Raw genomic sequence first — 18,859 nt, 5'->3', positions numbered from 1 at the left:
TTTTAGATAAAGTTGACTTCTTAAAAGCAAAGCCGAAATTGAGTAAAGCTTTGTTTTTATACACGCCCGCTATTGTCGAATATCTCTCCGTCCAAAACTTTCTGGTTTTTCAAAAAGCAAAATGGTATTTTTATGTGTAGGGTCATCGTCATATAGTTTTGGAACGACTTTTTTCAGATAAAATCCTTGACGCTTAATTGATTTTTGAGGTAAATAGCAAGCACTGTAAACAACTTTTTTATTAGCGTCACCTGCAAAAATCCCCCCGAAACGGTCTTTATAAACGCAACTTGAAGCACGTTTTTTTGTAAAATAAACTGCATTTTTTGCCAATGTATAATCATAAAGTCTTTCTGGATATTTTACATTCATAGCTTCAATCAGTGCGTTATTGGCGATAATATACTTATAATTATCGAGATTAATTTTGTCTAAATCCTCCAATAAAGCAAAGTCCACAGTCCAACCATTTAAAGCCAAAAGCTTGACATTATAGGCTTTAAACACAGTATTGCTAAAGACAAGGATACTTTTATTTTTAGAATCTTCATCAATATATCTTAATACGGAGCAAACATCTGCATCACCTTCAAAAGCCAATGTTTCAGAGCAGCCCATTGTTTTACGGACTTCTTTTGCAGTATATCCCGCATTAAATTGGCTCATAATAACCAAAAACGGCCTTGTTTTCAAATTAATAGATATTACGCAAAAATAAGAAAATACAAAAAACAAAATCAAGTATTTTAAAATATTTTTATTTGATTTTATATAAGAAAATACCAAAACAGGAGATGCCACCACCGCAAAAAAGGCTATAAACCTAACGCTGAAAACCATATACCCAAGAGAAAAAGACAAAACAATCATATTAATAAAAAAGGAAAGGGATATTGCAGCCAAGAGTATATTTCTTTTGCTTTTTTGGTTTATCAATGATTTAAAAATAGCAATGAAAAGAGCAGGAATAAAACAAATCAACCCCAACATACCAAGCCCGATATAAGGGTCTATAAGAGTGTTATTTAAAGTATCTTGACTTGAGATAACCCCAAGTTTGGGGTTTATATGCAAATAAGAAAATATTGCAGCCTGAATTTTTAAAATTATTGGACCAAATACATTTGAATAACTAAAACCACTAAAATCAAACAACAAAAATGTGTTGTGAATCAAATTTGCAATAAAGCCTTTTACTCCGCCATAACAAGAATGGTACTCATACGCCATAGAATTTGAGAGCGGATTGCCAAATTGTATAGCATTTAACACGTAGTTATATGAAGCAAAAATCACGAAATTCAATAATAAAAACCTGAAAAAGTTTGAAAAAGCAAATCGATATTCTTTATTTCCATACAAATGAACAATCACAAAGCAAATCAACAAAAATGATGGAAACGCCATTATTGCAGGGGTTTTGGTACCAATAGCGAGTGCATAAGCCAAAGATGACATATATAAATAAGGGGCATTTTTTTCTTTTGCCCCTATAAAAAATAAATAGACAGAACAAAAAACCAAAGCCCCTAACAGCAAATCTGTTTCAGTGCTAGACGCTTGAGCAACAATAGACGCAAGTGATGAAAAGATAAAAACGCTCCAGAGCATTTTTCTTGTAGAGAAATGTAACTCTTTCAAAAACGAATACAGTGCTATAACGGATACTATGAAAGCTGAAAAAGAGAGCAAACCTAATCCGACACCTTCTTTAAAGAATAATATGTTCCAAGCATATATTATTTCGGAGTTTATAGGCATTATAAGACTTCTGATGTCAGCAATTTCATAATGAGCCAGAGAGCCTTGAGCCACCCAAAAAACCGAGCGTGAAACGTGATAGACTAGTGAATCGTAAGCATTTACACCGGAAACTACAGATAAAATTGCCGTTATTATTAAAAAGAATATAAAAAATATTCCCATTGCCAATAATAGTTTGTCTTTACAAAGTGCTTTGTATATTCTATATGCTGACGTTTTTAGTTGCGGAACATAAACAATTTTTCCACATTTAACCCATAAATAAAAGCTTGCAATCAAAACCAATACATTAGCAATCAATACACAAGGTACATTAATAGCTTTAAATAGGGATAAAAATTCAAAAGTTGCAACCACCTGAGCAAAAAATATTAAGAAAAGAGATATAGCCCCTGAGGCAGTGTATTTTTTTTCAATTTTTGTTTTACTCAAGAATACTCCTGTCAAAAGATAAGAGGAGAGTAGGACGCAAATAAAAGAAATAATAAATAAAATCATGTTAATAATAATCCATATTTTGAAAATTCACATAACTAATCCTAATAAATAAAAATATATATACAAGTGGATAATATACGAAATATAAAATATTAAGTATTATACACCTATACATATTCCACTCTCACTCGTAAACTGTTTTCATTCGGCCGATTCTTATGATCGGTCTTTTTTTTTGGTTATAAATCTTAATAATTATCGTATAGCTATAGAGAACTTGTGACACGAAAAGCATTCTAATTTTGAAGTTTTTTATTTCGAAACGCAATATTGATATTATCCAAATTTAACTAAGTGGATATAAATATACGAATATGGCACTGTTTTTAGATAGTAATTAGAAAAAAGCTATTGTAAATTTAAATGCCAAGAGAATAAGATGTAAACAAGTAAATCTTTTTAAGTTTTTAATCTTTTAGCATAATCTCAACAAATGCTATTGCGTTACTTTTGCAGTGAGAAAGGCTAATTTGAAATGTTAAATTATTATACTTTTCGTTATTTATAAATACATAAGGAACTCCCGTTTCCTTATTCAAAATCTCAATTTCTTTAAATAGAGGACTTTCAAACTCTAAACTTGAAAGAGCCTTAAAAACAGCCTCTTTAGCACAAAATCTCGCCGCTAAATGCGGAGCAGGCAGACGCTTTGAATAGCAATATTCAATTTCCGCCTCAGAATAAACTCGTTTAACAAACGCAGAATTTTTATCTTCTGAATATTTTACAAACCTTGAAATTTCTTCTATATCCACTCCAACAGCGTTTTTTAATGCCATAGAATAGCCCTCAGATTGAACAATATCAAGATTTTATTAGCAAATAGCAACAACCCTAAAAACAAACTAAAAAAAGTTGCGAGCAATACAGCTCCCGCAGACATGTCCTTAGACATTTCAACAAGTTTAGAATATTTATTGCGATAAGTAGCATCTAAAACGAACTCTATAACCGAATTAAAAAGTTCACATATCAAAACCATTGCAATTACAAAAAGCAAAATACACAATTCAATCGTACTAAAGCCCAAGAACAAAGCCAAAATAATAGCAATAGAACCTACAAAAATTTGAGTACGGAAATTACGCTGCGACTTGAATGCGACACGAAGCCCTCTTAGGGCATAATACAAACTTTTTGAAAATTTTCCTGCTGTGTATTTAGACATTTAAAACCGCCTTTGCCAGTTCTTGTGTGTTCATCATGAAATTATACTCATCTTCTGTCTGATGGTCGAATCCCAACAAATGCAAAACTCCATGAGCCAATAAGAAATATAATTCATCATCAAAGGTTTGATTATGGTCTTTTGATTGTTCTTCGGTTTTGTCGATAGAAACAATTATCTCCCCTAAGCTGATATCGCCGTCAAGAATAAACCTCTCGTCCTCATCAGAATCTGCAAACATCGCAAAGGTAATGACGTCAGTAGCCCTATCTTTGTTTCGATAATCTCTGTTTACTTCATGAATTTTATCATTATCACACAAAACGACATCAAAACTTAAAGAATTGAAGACATAATTAGCAAGACAAGAGTTATCAAAGACCTCATTATTTGCCAATATATATTCGACGATACGTTTCAAATTGACGAGAACCTTAGCCTCATCAATCTCGTATTTTTCATAAATGTTTTCAATAAAAATATTAAGTTGGGTCATTTGGATTTTTCAATTGTCGTTTTTGTATCTTTTTCTCTATTTTATCTTCAAGCTCTGTATCGGTCATTTTACTAATATTAGGAGCTTGTTTTGAAGAATTAACTTTATCTTCCAATTCTTGAATAATATTTTCGTGATATTTAATACGTTGGTGATGAGCAGCTCTTAGAATTCTGCTGAACGTAGCGGCAATAGTTTTCAAATCTTTTAAAGTCAACGGACTGTCGGACAATTGCCCATCGTTCAATCTGTCTTGAATAAGCTTGTTTATCATTTTTTCAAGTTCTTCTTGGGAATGATTTTTCAATGTGCGAGAAGCAGACTCAACAGCATCGGCTATCATCAATATAGCAGTTTCTTTAGAATTTGGCTTTGGACCTAAATATCTGAATTGTTCTTCTTTAACATTTTCTTCGCCCTCTTGTTTAAGAGCTTCGTTATAAAAATAGCTGGCTAAAGATTCACCGTGATGTTGAGAGATAAAATTTTGAATAACTTGCGGAATTCCGTACTCTTTTGCCAAATCAATACCATCTTTAGGGTGAGCTGTAATAACCATTTTGCTCAATCTCGGATTTAATTTTGTATGAGGATTTTCAATCCCGAAATAAGTTTGATTTTCAACAAAGAACAATGGGCGTTTAATTTTGCCGATATCATGATACAAAGCTCCGACACGAGCTAAAACAGGGTCACCACCTACTGCTTCAGCGGCAGCTTCAGCGAGAGTTGAAACCATCAAAGAATGGGAGAAAGTACCGGGAGCTTCAAATTGAAGACGTTTTAGAAGTGGCTGATTGTGGTCAGCAAGTTCTGCAAGCCCATATGGACTGATTATACCGAATACATTTTCTAATAAAGGTAAAACGCCCAAGACGAAAACCCCACTGATTATACCGGAGCCGACTCCTGATTCTAAATCTTTCAAAATCATGCCTGTGCTGACGTCAGTAATACAAAGCTCGAGCAAATATACGCTGGCGATAGAGATAAGCATAACAACAGAAAGTTCAATACCAATTTTAATCAAATCAAATCTTCTGGAATATTTAATTTTGGTAGTATTTAACATTGCTATTAAAGCAACGAATACAAAAACGACAATAGCAGGAGCAGACATCTGCATTGAAACGCATAAAATGGCTAACAGAGTCATAGTGATAACAAAAGACGCCCTTGAATTCAAGAATATAGACAAAATAATAGCAAAAGCAGGTATCGGAATTAAGAAAACCGACCAACCATCAGGTAAAATAGCAGCACAAATAGTGACGGCACAAGCAAGCAACGCAATAATTGAAAGGTATCTTCTATTTAAAAATCTTCTTTCAAAATACTGCAAATATAACACAACAGAAAATATAGAAAGGATAACCAGCGAGAATACACCGACCACGCCTTTTACGTTTAACTGCAAAATATTATATCCGGCCTTATTTATAGCATCACGTTTTAATTTAGTTAAAGGTTCGCCAGCAAAAACGATTTTTTCACCTTTGGTGAACTTGACAATTGTAGGAGAAACAGAATCCATTGCATTTTTTTTAGCCATTTCAGTTGCAGCTTCATCGACAACCATGTTAGGCATAATTACCTGTTCAATCAAGCCTGTAATAACTTTTAGCTGATTACGAGTGGTGTGTGGTTCTGCATTTCTTCCGACAATTTTTACTATGATATTTTTTTCAAAATCTTTTTCGGTAACCCCTTCAGCAAGAACATTTGCAAGAGTTTTCTTTGACTTATTTCCAACTATTTCAAAAGTCGTAGAATCGGTGTTCAACAAAAAGTGGATAAGGAACGTTTTTCTGTGGCTTTCAGGGATATCCAACAAGGAATCTATTTGAGTCGCTTTTAGCTCACGGCTTATATTTTTTCCACGAATGCCTTTTATTGTATTTAATAAATTATCAAGATTGTTTTTTATATAAGAATCTTCTGCAGGCGTCATAATGGGGTCAATTTTTTGAGCCATTTCTTTTTTACGTTGCACTGTTTTAAAAGTATCAACTACTTCAATAGTTTTAGGGGCGACAATATCAACCCTGCAAGTATTGTCGTCATCAACGATACTTTGAAATATAAAATATTTAGAAAGTAACAACGTCGTAAACGCAATAGCAAATAGAATAAATAACGTAATATTAATGGTTCTTGAAGAAGTCAAAGTTTCCAAAAACGTATTTAAAAATTTAGGTTTATTCATATAAAATCCAATAATTATATACTTATACGGGAGATTAATAAAGTTAGATATATTCTCTAATTTTAAAAAATATCACTTATATCTTAAATTATTTTACTCCTTTATTTTAGATTTGCAACATAACCAAATATCCGTTGAACTTTTGCTGTTTATAAATTATAATAGGCAAGTAGAATTTATATAAAAATGCGAACTAATAATAAATATTTAATAATAATAACTATAATACTTTCAATAATTCTTTTTGCAGAAGCTTTTTTCTTATTTGGACTACCCAAAATAGTTAATATAGCGGCAAAAGAAACTTTTGTTGAAAAATTATTTGCTGACAAAACAGATGCAACATTGGATATTGAAAAAATAAAACTGAAAACTTATGCCGATTTTTCAGTAGAGATTTCAGCAAACAAACTGGATATTTATGACAAAAAAAACAATACCCCGATAGTTCAATCGAAAAAGCCGAGAGTCAGAATTTCACTTTTCCCACTTTTAATAAAACATCTGAGCTTTAAAGATATAGGAGCCAATGACCTATCATTAAACCTTTTGCGTTATAAGGATAAAAAATGGAATATTGAAAAAATAATTTTCAAAAGTGATAAAAAAACACTAAAAATAAAAGCTAAAAAATCAAGAATTAACCTTTCAAATTATGATATAAAAATAGACGACAAGTTCTATAACAAGCATTTTAAAATCAACGGAGAATATTTTAAAATTGCAAATTTCACAATGGATAAATTAATTGATGTTGATACCTACGGAACAATTACAGCACCTGGAGTCAATACAAATTATCAACTGCATATCCATTCAAACTTGCCATTGAAAAATCATTTATCAGACAAAGATTTTACTATTTCCGGATATATTAACAACATTGAACCAGAATATTTTTCACCCTATATAACAAAATACCTCGGCTCAAACACTACACAAATAAAAGGTAAAGCCTCTTTAAATATTTATACAAAAAGAATTTCTAAAAAAGAAAAAGGAATAGTCCTTGAAAGCGTATGGAACAACGTATTCATAAAGAAAAACCCTGTTGAATATTCAATTTCAGCCCCTGATAAAACTATCATAAAAGGTAAATTAGACCTCAGAGGCAAAAACGCTATTTTGAAAACTTTTTCGCTAAAAACCAACAACTTCAGCATTCTTGCTAAAGGAACAATCAATCAATATAACTCAAAGAAGCCAAAGCCTGATATTTCAATAACCTTACCAAAATCAAAACTTCAAGATATTGCAGCATTTTTACCCGACAATCTTCTCCCGGGAAGAAGCGAAATCAAAAAAATCAAGCACTACGGGATAAAAGGTGACGTTGTTGCAAATGTCACAATAAAAGGAAAGTTGCCCCAACCTGATATTACAGGTGTTGTAACATCTCATAATCTTCAGATTTTAAAGGATATGGACGCTTTTCACAGAGGCGACGTAAAGCTTACTTTCGACAAAAGAAAATTGCACACGCAAGCAAATGTTTACTTAACGAAAACCAAAGAATTTGTAGATGTTGACGGCATAACCCATATTTATATGGACGACAAAAATCACTTCAAAATAATTTCATCACCTACCGTCGAGCTAAAAACTACTCAAAAATTATTACTTCCAATCCAAGATGTCTTTATGTTCCAACTCGGGCCTGTTCCTGAGATGAAAATCACCAAAGGAAAAGGAAGAACTGCTCTATATATTAGTGGCACAAAATATGACGGCACCGTCGATGGATATGTAAAATTCAACAACGCAGAAACCACATATAACGGCATCTATGGGATTATTAAAAATGCTACGGGAGAAGTTCTTTTTAACAAAAAAGTTATAAGCTTCCAAACCAAAAAGGCTTTTATTGATAATCAGTTTATTTCAATTTTCGGAAAAGCAAAAATGGAAAAAGATGTGGACTTCAATATTGAAGCTAAAAACATCAACGCTGATTTTTTACTCCGTATGCTTAAACATAGCACGCTTTTAGAAGAAATTAATGATAAATTATATTTTTTAGAAAAAGCCAGAGGCAATACAAAAATCAAAATAAATATAAAAGCAAAACTGCCAAAAGCCACCCCCGAAACATATGGTAAAAAGATTTCACAAGAAGACCTTTTAAAAGATATGCTAGTTAATGGAGCTATAACCTTTGATAACGCCAACGCAATGGTTAAAGATTTTTCAATGCCAATAATAAATATCAAAGGCTCGATAACCTTTACACGCGACCAAGTTACGATAAAAGGGCTCAACGCAAAATTACACAATTCATTATTCACAATTAACGGAAAAATCATAACCGATTTAAAAAGCAACATTCCTGATATCGACCTTACGGCTCAAAGTTCAAAAGTATCTTTAAATGACATTGCAGCAATGATTTTGAGCTCAAAATATGCGTCCAAAATCGACAATAAATCATTAAATCTTGCCCACATTAAGGGATTTTCTACTTTAAAATGCCACTATAAAGCAAAATCAAAAGTCATAAACTTAAACGATATAAGCCTTTATATGTTATTTATTCCCCAAAAGACACAATCTTCTTTGATGATAAACGCAGGGTCCATCGAGTTAAAACACGGAAATGCAAATTTTGATAATATTACAGGAAAACTATTCGGCTCACCTCTAAAAATATCAGGAAATATTCATTCTATATTTTCCGAAAAACCTAACTATAAGCTGAAAGTGAATGCCTCAAATGTTGACATAAAAATTCTCGACTACTTAACTTCACATAACAAACTACCGAAAAAAATCAACTTTGTACTTTCGCAATACACAAATTATCTTGGGAAAGTAAGCCTAGACGCAGACATAGCAAACAAATCAATAAAAGGAAATGTTGCCTTAAACAATGTGCAATTTGTGCATAAATATTCAGGCGTCCCAATCCTTTTGAACAATGCGTCGATAAAATTGAATACAAACAGAATAGTTATAAAACCGCTCACCGCAACAATCGGAACGTCGCCTTTATATGCAGAATTAATAATTTCAAACATACTAAAAAACCCCTCAATTGACGGCTATTTCACGACCAAAATAACAAATGATTTTGTCGATACATACGTAAATACAAAATTGAGCTATCCTGTAAAAATAAAAGGCGATGTAACACTTTCAGCAGACCTTTCCGGAACCATTGAAAATCTTGCGGTAATGCCAACGTTAAAGTTAAACGAAGGAGCAGATTTATCATACTTGAGCTCTAATTTAGGCGATGAAAACGTCGTTAGAGAACTCAGAGGAAACTTCTATTCTTCCCCGACCCAATTGACTATTAAAAAAATAGATTATCTAAAATATATGACCTCTCAAAATAACAGAACCTACCCCCTAAACTTTGCAACGATTAAAGGAACAGCTATTAAACATGGAGAAAAATACATACTTGATTCCTTATACGTAAAAACAACAAACGGACTTCCGGCGAGATTGTTGAACTTTGCCTTCAAAAAATCCCTGCTAAAACAAGGCTCTTTCAACTGCAATATGTTTTACAAAATGAACCATACGACCAAAATTCCAAAAGTATTTGGCTCAATAGATTTACGCAATATAGATATTCCGCTCTATGACACATTGATAAAAGATGTAAGCATAATATCTACCCAAGACAATATCACAGCGAATGTAAAGGGAAGTGCCGTCAACTCTGACTTTTCAATAAAAACGAATATCGTAAACAGGCTATCTTACCCAATAAAAATTAAAAATCTTGATATTGAATCAAAACGATTTAACTATGATGAACTTTTGAACACAATGAACAAAATGAGTCTTGAAAATTATCAAAAGAAACCCTCACAACAACAAGGTTTACCAGAGTTTAATCTGTCCAATATTTCTATAGATTCAGGGAGCATAAAAGCAGGTGACATAACGTTTAAAACACTTCCTGCACATAACTTATCCACTAAATTTTCTTTAAAGAATTCAGTTTTTAACCTTTCTGATATAAATTTCGAAATAGCAGGAGGAACCTTAACAGGTACCAGCGAATATGATTTCAATACAACAAAAATAGAAGCCGAACTTACTGCACGAGGCGTAGACGCAAACTCAATGGCTACTGTTTTTTATGATATGAAAAACCAAATATACGGAAAAATGAATTCACAATTTTACGTCTACACAAAAGGAACAAATCAAGAAACAAGGCTCAAAAACCTTGGAGGACGTGTATATTTCAGAATATCAGACGGAAAAATGCCAAAACTCGGCTCACTTGAATACTTATTAAGAGCCGGCAACCTTATAAAAAGCGGGCTTACAGGACTAACCATAAACAATATTGTAGACATAGTTAATCCGATAAAAACAGGAACTTTCTCCTCAATCAATGGTAGCTTTACTTTATCTAACGGAACAATCGAAAACTTAGAAATCTATTCAAAAGGCGAAAATCTAAGTATCTACCTCAAAGGTACCTACGATATAGTTAATGCAAATGCCGATATGAAAGTCCTAGGCAGACTATCAAGAAAGATTTCAACCGTTCTCGGACCGGTCGGAAACGCCTCTTTGAACTCATTCTTTAAGCTTATTCCGGGGGTGATTCTTTCCGAAGCAGATAGAGCTAAATTCTTAAAAGACCTTTCTAAAATCCCCGGACTCGAATTTTCTATAAATGATTATAGAATTTTCCAAGCAAAAATCGATGGAAACATTAACGGTGACAAATACGTTTCATCTTTCAAATGGATTGAATAGTTAAAATTTCTTTATAAATACTGGAAAAAACACTATAGATAATATTTAATGGAATGATGATACCAACAAACACATTCAGCCAATTTAATAACTATATTCCCTCTAAGTTTAGCCAAACTCAAATTGTTAAACACCACCCCCCACAAAACAAAGAAGAGAAGAAAGGCTTAAAAGCGGCGAAAAATGAATTATTTTTCGCACTTGGAATTATGGCAGCAACTGCCTCAGCTTCTGCATTGTTGATTAAACGCCCTCAAAAAATTAAAAATATTATCAAATATACCTCACCTGAAAATGACACGATTATTCCCACAGTTGTGAAAAATATTGAAGCAACTTCTTTAGGAAAAAAGTATTTAAACTCAAAAGAGTCGATATTTAATTTTATAAATAAAATTGATGAACCTGCAACTAATGTAAAAGAATTTTTATTAGCAATAACCGCCGATAAAGACAAGGGCTTCGACTTTATAAAAGAAATAACCCAAGACCCGAGAAAATCAAAAAATATCGTTAATACTTTAATACAAAAAGTCGGTGGCAAAAACAATTTTACAGATTGGTATTATCATCCTAAAGGGTACGCAAAAGCCTACTCTCAATTCATTGGCAGGTTTTACAACAAAAGTGACAGCCTTGATAATCTTACAAAATTCACTCCAAGCTGGAGTTTATATGGCGTAAGAGAAAAATTCGGCACTTTAGGCTCCCTGCCTAAAGAATTCGGTTCGAAAGAAAAATATCAAGAATTAATAGATTTATTAAGAAAAAACCAATCTGCCAACAGTGACTTTGAATATGAAAATTTAAAAATAAAGTACATGAATAAAGGCTATTCGGCAAAAACTGTAGCTAAAGTATCTTCGGAAGATAAGAATTATATCGTAAAATTCCAACAATATCTCCCCTCCGATGAGCAATCTCAAGAAATGTACCAAATGCGAAGTGCTGCAGATTCTATTTTTACTAACGCTAAAGTGGATTCATATTTAACTCAAAATAATTGCAAAAATTCTGTTAAATTTTACTACTATGACCCCAAAACAGAATCTTCTGTTTATGATTTTATAAAAACGACCCCATCACACGAGCAAATAAATCCAATGGAAGCAAATAACTATATGCCTGATATGAACGCCTTGGGAGTCTATATGAACGATATCAATCTGGGTAATTTTTCCGAAGATATGACAAAAGTAATCGATATCGGACACGCTAGTTTTAAGGATATTTTACGTCCGGTTTTTTCAGAAAGAGCGAATAATATTCCAAACGCATCAGGCTTTGATTTTGCAGAAGATATGTACGCAAAACAACTCCGAGAAGCCACTAAATAAAGCTGTTTTGAGAATTTTTGGCAGAGCCTGAATTCATCATATCAGCTAAACGCCTTATCGACAGGGTTTTACAAAGATTTAGAACAAATATTTTTTATGACAAAATATCTGCAATCACATTGTTTGCGAGCTTTTGCGGCAATCAAGCAATTCAAAAAAGTCTTATTTTTCCGACAAAAAAGGTGCATACCCAACAAGTACGCACCTTTTGAAGCTATGACTGTATTATTATTTTAAAGGAATTGATAAATCAGAATTTAACAATACATATACAAAATCATTTTCATCAGCTTTGAAAGCCAAACCTGGAGTTACAAAACCAGTAACTAAGCCAACACCTGCACCAACAGGAAGACCTATTGCAGCAGAACCGATAGCATAATTTTTCGGGTTTGGAATAGCAGCAAATCCGGCACCTGCTCCAGCACCGATAGCCGCACCACCAGCTGTATAAGCGGCAACTTTACCGGCAGTAGCTAATTTTGAAGCTGAAAGAACGCCATCTTTATCGTTCAAGACTTTACCATTAATACCGATTTGTTTACAAGATGGCAAAACAACTTTTGTGAATAAGATAGTAACTTCAGCATTTTTGTTGAATTTTTGTTGAGGAACTAAATTTTGGATATAGCCGATAATTTGAGTTTTTCTCGGAAGAACCAAAGTTCCTTCTTGAGTGCACAAATCTTCAGGCAAAACGAAAGTAACGGCTTGACCTACTTGAACATTTTTAGAGTTAAAAGGTTCAGCAAAATAAGCTTTTAAAACGTTTCCTGAAACAACTACTTTTCTAAAATTAGTAATTTTAACTTCGTTTGAAGCAGCATCTTTATAAACATTTAAGTGTTCTGTAGCAACCAAAACTTCTTTAGCTAAATATTTGTCGCTAACCATATTTAAAGAAGCTTGTAATTTGTAAAGTAAAACAGCAGCTTCAGCTCTGTTCAAAACTTTAACAGGAAGCAACTTTTCAGCATCCGGATAATTTACATAAATATTCAAACCTATAGATTTTGCATATTGAGTTTTAGCCCAAGCAGGAATATCTTTAGAATCTTTGAAATTAGTCAAAACATTCATATCGACAGCCGTGTCTTTAGTGATATGGCTGATGATAGAAGCAGCTTCTGATTTATTAATAACATTTTCAGGTCTGAAAGTTTTATCAGGGTAGCCATAAATCAAACCAAGTTGTTGTGACATAAGGATATCGCCGTATGCCCAGTGGTTTTTAGCAACATCTTTAAATTTGTTTGTTTCAGACAATTGAGGTGCTTTGTGACCCAAAGCTCTCAACAACATAGAGTTAAATTGTGCTCTAGTAACGTCTTTTTCAGGAGCGAAAATGCCGTTAGAAGTATTCATAACTCCGTCATTTACGACTGCATTGATTTCTTTAGCAGCCCAATAATTCGCAGGAACGTCTTTAATTTCAGCAGAAAATGCAGTATTTGCAAAGCCGATAGCTAGTAAAAACGCAGCGAATAAAGATAATAGTTTTTTCATTTTTAATCTCCATTCTCGAAAAACTGTAACCTAAGTTGACTTGATTATACATTAAATTCCAGTTTTTTACAAATGAGAATTTACTTTTGAAAAAAGTAAACAAACTGTATAAGTTCAATTCATTGCACCGTATTTTATTATTTATTTAACATTTATAGACACAATGTCATTCTGAGGATTTATCCGAAGAATCTTTTTGACGAGAGATCTTCGCTATGCTCATTACGACGAGGAATCCCAAAAGCAACTTTACTACTAATCAAGTTGGCGTCTGAGTGACTTTAGCTTATTTAAACTCCAGGTCACTATTTTAATATACAAGCAAAAAAGTTAAAACTTTTCATTTACCGTGACGCCATTTTCTAAAGCTCATTGTTCGCCTCTACAAGAGGGGCAACACTGAAAAATAAAAGCCGTGTCACTACCTATCGACACCAGAGCGACGAAAGACTCCATCTGAATACCTCCTCCAAGAAGCAACTGCACCCGCAAGTAACACCTTAGTGCTGCTACGTTCCCGTCCTGACACGGTTCGGTGGCTTACGCCACAGCTGACCTTGACGTCATCAATATTCAAATTTCATATTCCGCACCCGAATGCCTCACAGTAGGCTCTGCACCTCGCTAAGCGTTCGAGTCAAGAGATCCGCTAAATCCCCGTGGAACACGGCTTCAATATTTTATCCCAAAAATAAACCTCTGGCAAATCCCTACTACGACAATTGTAAACTTTTCTTATTAGTTAGAGCATGAAATCCAAATTCATTAGTGAAAAAATTTATGTTTTGTTTTAAAATACATAGAAAGCAAAGGACTGGCGGAAACATGAAACATTCAAAATATTCAGCTGTTATTGTAGGAAGCGGTATTGCAGGACTTTATGCCGCATTAAAATTGGTGGAAGAAATTAATTTGCCCGACGGCGTTCTTGTCATGACAAAGGCAAACCTCAAAGAATGCAACTCAAGATATGCTCAAGGCGGTATTGTTGCAGTAATGCCTGAGGTCAACAAGCCTGACTCTACAAGTCTTCATATCTCAGACACAATCAAAGCAGGTGCAGGGCTTTCAGACTTTAACACTGTAAAATTTATTTCAGAAAATTCTGATGAAGTTATAAAAGATTTATTGAAATACGGAGTTGAATTTGACAGAGATTCTGAAAATAAACTTCGTTTTACTCGTGAAGGTGCCCACAGCGTAAACAGAATACTTCACTCAGGTGGCGACGCAACTGGTTATGGCATTGAAAAAGTGCTTGTTGAAAGAGTAAAAGAAAACCCTGAAATCAGCGTATATGAACAAACTACTGCTGTTGAACTTTTAATCAATGCAGACAAAGAATGCAAAGGGCTTATCGCTTACAACTCAATTACAGACGAATATGAAACGATTTATTCATCAGCAATTATTCTCGCTTCAGGCGGTGCAGGACAAATCTACAGCCACACTACAAACCCTAATGTCGCAACAGGCGACGGAATTGCCCTCGCTTATAGAGCCGGAGCTTTAATTCAAGATATGGAATTTATCCAATTTCACCCAACAGCATTCAATGCAATCGGGGAAGACAATATGTTCTTAATATCAGAAGCCGTTAGAGGTGAGGGTGCAAAACTCGTTGACGAAGACGGAAAAAGATTTATGCTTAATTACGATGAAAGAGCAGAACTTGCCCCTCGTGATATCGTAACTCGTGCTATGTTCAGCGAAATGAAAAAAGCAAACGCCAAAGTTATGCATCTTGATGCAACAAACATAAACAAAGAAAAATTTTTAGAAAGATTCCCAAATATCACCAACATGTGCAACAAAAACGGAATTGACCCGACAAAAGCCTACATTCCTGTTTCGCCCGCTGCTCACTACACAATGGGCGGAGTAAAAACAAATATGGAAGGAATGACTTCAATTTCGGGGCTTTATGCAATTGGTGAAACATCTTGCACAGGGTTACACGGAGCTAACAGGCTTGCCAGCAACTCCCTTCTTGAATGCGTCGTAAGTGCCCATGAACTTGTAAACAATTTAGGGTTCAGAAACTTGGAAATCTCCGATTCTATCGATGAAAACGTTATGGCATCTGTCAGAAAATATCAATCTGATGATGAATATCACGAAATAAACGTAAACAAATTGAGATATCAATTGCAAGAAATGATGTGGCAAAATGTTGGAATTGTAAGAAATCAAAAAAATCTCGAAATTGCAGAAAAAGAACTTGAAAAAATAAAAACAGCATTTCAATACTCTGACAAATGCACAACTCGTGAAGAATACGAGCTTCGCAACCTCATAACTGTTGCCGGATTGATTATCGAATTCGCTTTAAACCGTAAAGAATCAAGAGGGGCTCACTACAGAGAAGATTTCCCTCAAAAAGCAGACATTGCTTGCCACCATACATACTCAAAGGAAAACAAAACTTATGCCAAAATACTTGCTTCATAACTTTATAATTGACAATCATATAAAAACTGCACTTGAAGAAGACATAGGCTTTGGGGATATATCTACTGACTATTTAATCTCTGATGACGACCAAATTACATCCTACCTAAACACTAGAGAAGACGGCATTCTTTGCGGAATGGATATCGTAAAAAGAACATTCAAAACATTGTCTCGCAGAGTCGTTATCGAATCATATTTTGAAGACGGTGACAAAATAAAAAAAGGCGACACTTTAGCAAAGATTTCAGGACCTGCCAGATTTATTTTAACAGGCGAAAGAACTGCATTGAATTATGTTCAACGTCTAAGCGGTATCGCAACTGAAACAAACAAATATCAAGAAGCTATAAAACCTTACGCTGCAGGAATTACAGACACAAGAAAAACAACTCCCGGGTTTAGACTTTTTGAAAAATATGCCGTAAAAGTAGGTGGAGCAAAACTTCACAGATTCAATCTTTCAGATTGCGTTATGCTAAAAGATAATCATATAAAATTTGCAGGCTCAATAAAAGCTGCCGTTCAAAAAGTTAGAGAAAACATCTCTCACGCTCACAAAATTGAAGTTGAATGTGATACTCTAGAGCAGGTCAAAGAAGCTCTAAAAGCAAAAGCTGACATCATAATGTTCGACAATATGACAATTGATGAGATGAAAGAGGGCGTCGAATTGGTCGGCAAAAAAGCTATGACAGAAGCCAGCGGAAATGTAAAACTTGATACGGTAAATGAAATCGCATCAACCGGTGTAAACGTAATTTCATCAAGTGCTATTGTAGCTAAAGCTTTTCCACTCGATATCGGCTTGGATATGTAAAAAATATTTGCAAAATCATAAAAAATAAGCGAAAATAAACCTATCTTAATCTATTAAGGGAGGTTTATTTGTGGAAATAGCAGTTTGTATAAAACAAGTCCCGGACACCAACGATATAAAGTGGACAGAAAATAACACCATCCAAAGAGAAGGCGTTGAAAGCATTATCAACCCTTTCGACGAATATGCAATTGAATCTGCAGTAAGACTAAAAGAAAGCGTTGGCGGACATATCACCGTAATAACAATGGGCCCCAATCAGGCTGAAGATATTTTGAGAAAAGCTATGGCTATGGGCTGTGATGACGCATTTTTAGTAAGCGATAAAAAGTTCTCGGGTGCTGACACGGTAGCAACCTCAAAAACTCTGGCTCAAGCCATAAAAGAAAAAATTCCCAAAGTAGATTTAATAATTTGCGGTCAATTTGCAACTGATGGCGATACCGCTCAAACAGGTCCAAGTATTGCCCAAAATCTCGATTTCCCTCAAGCTACCTACGTAAAAGAAATCATTGTTGCTGACGATACAACAATTACCGTAAAAAAAGAAATCGAAGACGGAATTGAAACATTAAAAATCAAGCTTCCGGCACTAATCTGCATGCAAAAATGCGACTACGAACCAAGAATACCAAGAATATTGGGCTACATAAAAGCTCAAGATAACAATATCCCCGTTTTTAACGCAGAAGCTATAAATATTGATTCATCAGAAGTCGGAATAAAAGGCTCTCCAACTTACGTCAGCAAAGCGTTTAGACCAGAGCAAAAAAAACGTGGCGAAATTATACAATTCACTCCAAACGATGATTCAATACAAAATTTGTGTTCTAAAATAAAAGATTTTTTATCACAAGAAGGAGGCGTTTAAATGGAAAATAAAGGAATTTTAATCTACGCTGAATTGACTCGAGATAAAAAACTTGCCCCTGTAGCCATAGAGCTCGTAAATAAAGCCGTTGAGCTTTCAGAAAAGCTTGGCAATGTTGAAATATCAGCTCTTATCGTTGGACAAAAAGATGATTTTAAAGAAGAAATCGAATTATTATCTCAAAGTGGTGCCGACAAAGTAATATTGACTAACAACTCTGAATTGTATGAATATTCAACCGAATTTTATGCACAAACAGTTATGGACGCAATCAAAAAATATACCCCTGAAATCGTTTTAATCGGTGCTACAACTCAAGGCCGCGACCTTGCCCCTAGAATTTCTTCAAGTTTGAAAACAGGATTAACAGCCGATTGTACAAAGCTTGATATTAACGAAAAAGGACAACTTGCTGCAACAAGACCAACCTTTGGCGGAAATCTTATGGCGACAATTCTATGCAAGACCTTCCCGCAAATGGCGTCAGTTCGCCCAAATGTTTTGCCTAAGCCAACTGAAAAATTAGAAAAAAATACCATTGTTGAATACCTCAACAACGACCTGTCAAACATCAAAAGACGTGTCGAAATAATAAACTTTGCACAAAATATCCTTAACCAAGAAATTGGTCTGAATGAAGCAGAAATAATTGTTGCAGGTGGCAGGGGAATGAAATCTGAAGATGGTTTTAAAATATTAAACGACCTTGCCGAAACACTTCACGGCTCAGTCGGAGCTTCAAGAGCAGCCGTTGATGCAGGCTGGGTTGACCACTCAATCCAAATTGGACAAACCGGAAAAACAGTCACTCCTAAGCTATACATTGCCTGTGCGATTTCTGGAGCAATTCAACATATTGCCGGCATGAGTGCATCAAACAAAATTATCGCCATCAACAAAGACCCGAAAGCCCCAATTTTCGATATTTGTGATTATGGTATAATTGGTGACGTATTTGAAATCATACCGAATTTAACTAAAATATTAAAAGAAAACAATTACACAACAAAGGAATAA

The 18,859-nt window shown here is 34.2% G+C and carries 12 protein-coding genes and 1 other RNA gene; 6 read left to right on the top strand and 7 right to left on the bottom strand.

The annotated features are described in order from the left end of the window. Positions 1–69: 69 nt before the first annotated feature. From PHV37_00225 to PHV37_00205, 5 genes are all read right to left on the bottom strand, one after another. Positions 70–2,196 carry a hypothetical protein gene (locus PHV37_00225; GenBank protein MDD3236504.1) on the bottom strand — a complete coding sequence of 709 codons (2,127 nt, stop codon included), beginning with the start codon at positions 2,194–2,196 and terminating at the stop codon, positions 70–72. A 473-nt stretch (positions 2,197–2,669) separates the two neighbouring features. Continuing rightward, positions 2,670–3,041 carry a holo-ACP synthase gene (acpS, locus tag PHV37_00220; GenBank protein MDD3236503.1) on the bottom strand — a complete coding sequence of 124 codons (372 nt, stop codon included), beginning with the start codon at positions 3,039–3,041 and terminating at the stop codon, positions 2,670–2,672. Beyond that, a complete protein-coding gene (locus tag PHV37_00215) occupies positions 3,032–3,430 on the bottom strand; it encodes a diacylglycerol kinase family protein (protein MDD3236502.1) in 399 nt (132 codons plus the stop codon). Before PHV37_00215 ends, acpS begins: the two co-directional genes overlap by 10 nt. Beyond that, entirely contained in the window at positions 3,423–3,926 is a 504-nt protein-coding gene (gene ybeY, locus PHV37_00210) for an rRNA maturation RNase YbeY (GenBank protein MDD3236501.1), read from the bottom strand. Before ybeY ends, PHV37_00215 begins: the two co-directional genes overlap by 8 nt. Further along, positions 3,913–6,132, bottom strand: coding sequence for an HDIG domain-containing protein (locus PHV37_00205; GenBank protein ID MDD3236500.1), 2,220 nt, complete (start codon positions 6,130–6,132; stop codon positions 3,913–3,915). The genes ybeY and PHV37_00205 overlap by 14 nt, the downstream gene beginning before the upstream one ends. 186 nt (positions 6,133–6,318) lie before the next feature. Here PHV37_00205 and PHV37_00200 point away from each other — a divergent pair, with 186 nt between their 5' ends. Together PHV37_00200 and PHV37_00195 are read left to right on the top strand one after the other, a co-directional pair. Further along, on the top strand, positions 6,319–10,857 hold the full coding sequence (locus PHV37_00200) for an AsmA-like C-terminal region-containing protein (protein MDD3236499.1): 4,539 nt from the start codon (positions 6,319–6,321) through the stop codon (positions 10,855–10,857). A gap of 53 nt (positions 10,858–10,910) precedes the next feature. After that, the gene (locus PHV37_00195; GenBank protein MDD3236498.1) at positions 10,911–12,194 is read left to right on the top strand and encodes a hypothetical protein; all 1,284 of its coding nucleotides are present in this window, start codon (positions 10,911–10,913) and stop codon (positions 12,192–12,194) included. Positions 12,195–12,422: 228 nt separating this feature from the next. On the opposite strand, the gene PHV37_00190 is transcribed toward PHV37_00195, so the two are convergent. Together PHV37_00190 and ffs are read right to left on the bottom strand one after the other, a co-directional pair. Next, positions 12,423–13,700 carry an S-layer homology domain-containing protein gene (locus PHV37_00190; protein ID MDD3236497.1) on the bottom strand — a complete coding sequence of 426 codons (1,278 nt, stop codon included), beginning with the start codon at positions 13,698–13,700 and terminating at the stop codon, positions 12,423–12,425. Between the two features lie 413 nt (positions 13,701–14,113). Beyond that, positions 14,114–14,370: signal recognition particle sRNA large type (ffs, locus tag PHV37_00185), an RNA gene on the bottom strand. Positions 14,371–14,525: 155 nt separating this feature from the next. Between ffs and nadB the strand changes: the two genes are divergently transcribed. The 4 genes from nadB (at position 14,526) to PHV37_00165 (ending at position 18,859) form a co-directional block, all read left to right on the top strand. Then, positions 14,526–16,151 carry an L-aspartate oxidase gene (nadB, locus tag PHV37_00180; protein MDD3236496.1) on the top strand — a complete coding sequence of 542 codons (1,626 nt, stop codon included), beginning with the start codon at positions 14,526–14,528 and terminating at the stop codon, positions 16,149–16,151. After that, positions 16,129–16,971, top strand: coding sequence for a carboxylating nicotinate-nucleotide diphosphorylase (nadC, locus tag PHV37_00175; GenBank protein MDD3236495.1), 843 nt, complete (start codon positions 16,129–16,131; stop codon positions 16,969–16,971). The genes nadB and nadC overlap by 23 nt, the downstream gene beginning before the upstream one ends. Before the next feature lie 70 nt (positions 16,972–17,041). Continuing rightward, positions 17,042–17,842, top strand: a complete 801-nt coding sequence (locus tag PHV37_00170; GenBank protein ID MDD3236494.1) for an electron transfer flavoprotein subunit beta/FixA family protein — start codon at positions 17,042–17,044, stop codon at positions 17,840–17,842. Continuing rightward, positions 17,843–18,859 carry an electron transfer flavoprotein subunit alpha/FixB family protein gene (locus tag PHV37_00165; protein MDD3236493.1) on the top strand — a complete coding sequence of 339 codons (1,017 nt, stop codon included), beginning with the start codon at positions 17,843–17,845 and terminating at the stop codon, positions 18,857–18,859.

The organism is Candidatus Gastranaerophilales bacterium (genome assembly GCA_028693235.1).
In the GTDB taxonomy this organism is placed as follows: domain Bacteria; phylum Cyanobacteriota; class Vampirovibrionia; order Gastranaerophilales; family Gastranaerophilaceae; genus JAQUVW01.
This window is presented reverse-complemented; position numbering and strand designations above follow the sequence as displayed.

What these genes read in the sequence shown, in the direction of transcription:
- PHV37_00205 (MDD3236500.1), bottom strand. Translation starts at nt 6,132, where the DNA reads ATGAATAAACCTAAATTTTTAAATACGTTTTTGGAAACTTTGACTTCT.
- PHV37_00215 (MDD3236502.1), bottom strand. Translation starts at nt 3,430, where the DNA reads ATGTCTAAATACACAGCAGGAAAATTTTCAAAAAGTTTGTATTATGCC.
- nadC (MDD3236495.1), top strand. Translation starts at nt 16,129, where the DNA reads ATGCCAAAATACTTGCTTCATAACTTTATAATTGACAATCATATAAAA.
- nadB (MDD3236496.1), top strand. Translation starts at nt 14,526, where the DNA reads ATGAAACATTCAAAATATTCAGCTGTTATTGTAGGAAGCGGTATTGCA.
- acpS (MDD3236503.1), bottom strand. Translation starts at nt 3,041, where the DNA reads ATGGCATTAAAAAACGCTGTTGGAGTGGATATAGAAGAAATTTCAAGG.
- PHV37_00165 (MDD3236493.1), top strand. Translation starts at nt 17,843, where the DNA reads ATGGAAAATAAAGGAATTTTAATCTACGCTGAATTGACTCGAGATAAA.
- ybeY (MDD3236501.1), bottom strand. Translation starts at nt 3,926, where the DNA reads ATGACCCAACTTAATATTTTTATTGAAAACATTTATGAAAAATACGAG.
- PHV37_00195 (MDD3236498.1), top strand. Translation starts at nt 10,911, where the DNA reads ATGATGATACCAACAAACACATTCAGCCAATTTAATAACTATATTCCC.
- PHV37_00190 (MDD3236497.1), bottom strand. Translation starts at nt 13,700, where the DNA reads ATGAAAAAACTATTATCTTTATTCGCTGCGTTTTTACTAGCTATCGGC.
- PHV37_00200 (MDD3236499.1), top strand. Translation starts at nt 6,319, where the DNA reads ATGCGAACTAATAATAAATATTTAATAATAATAACTATAATACTTTCA.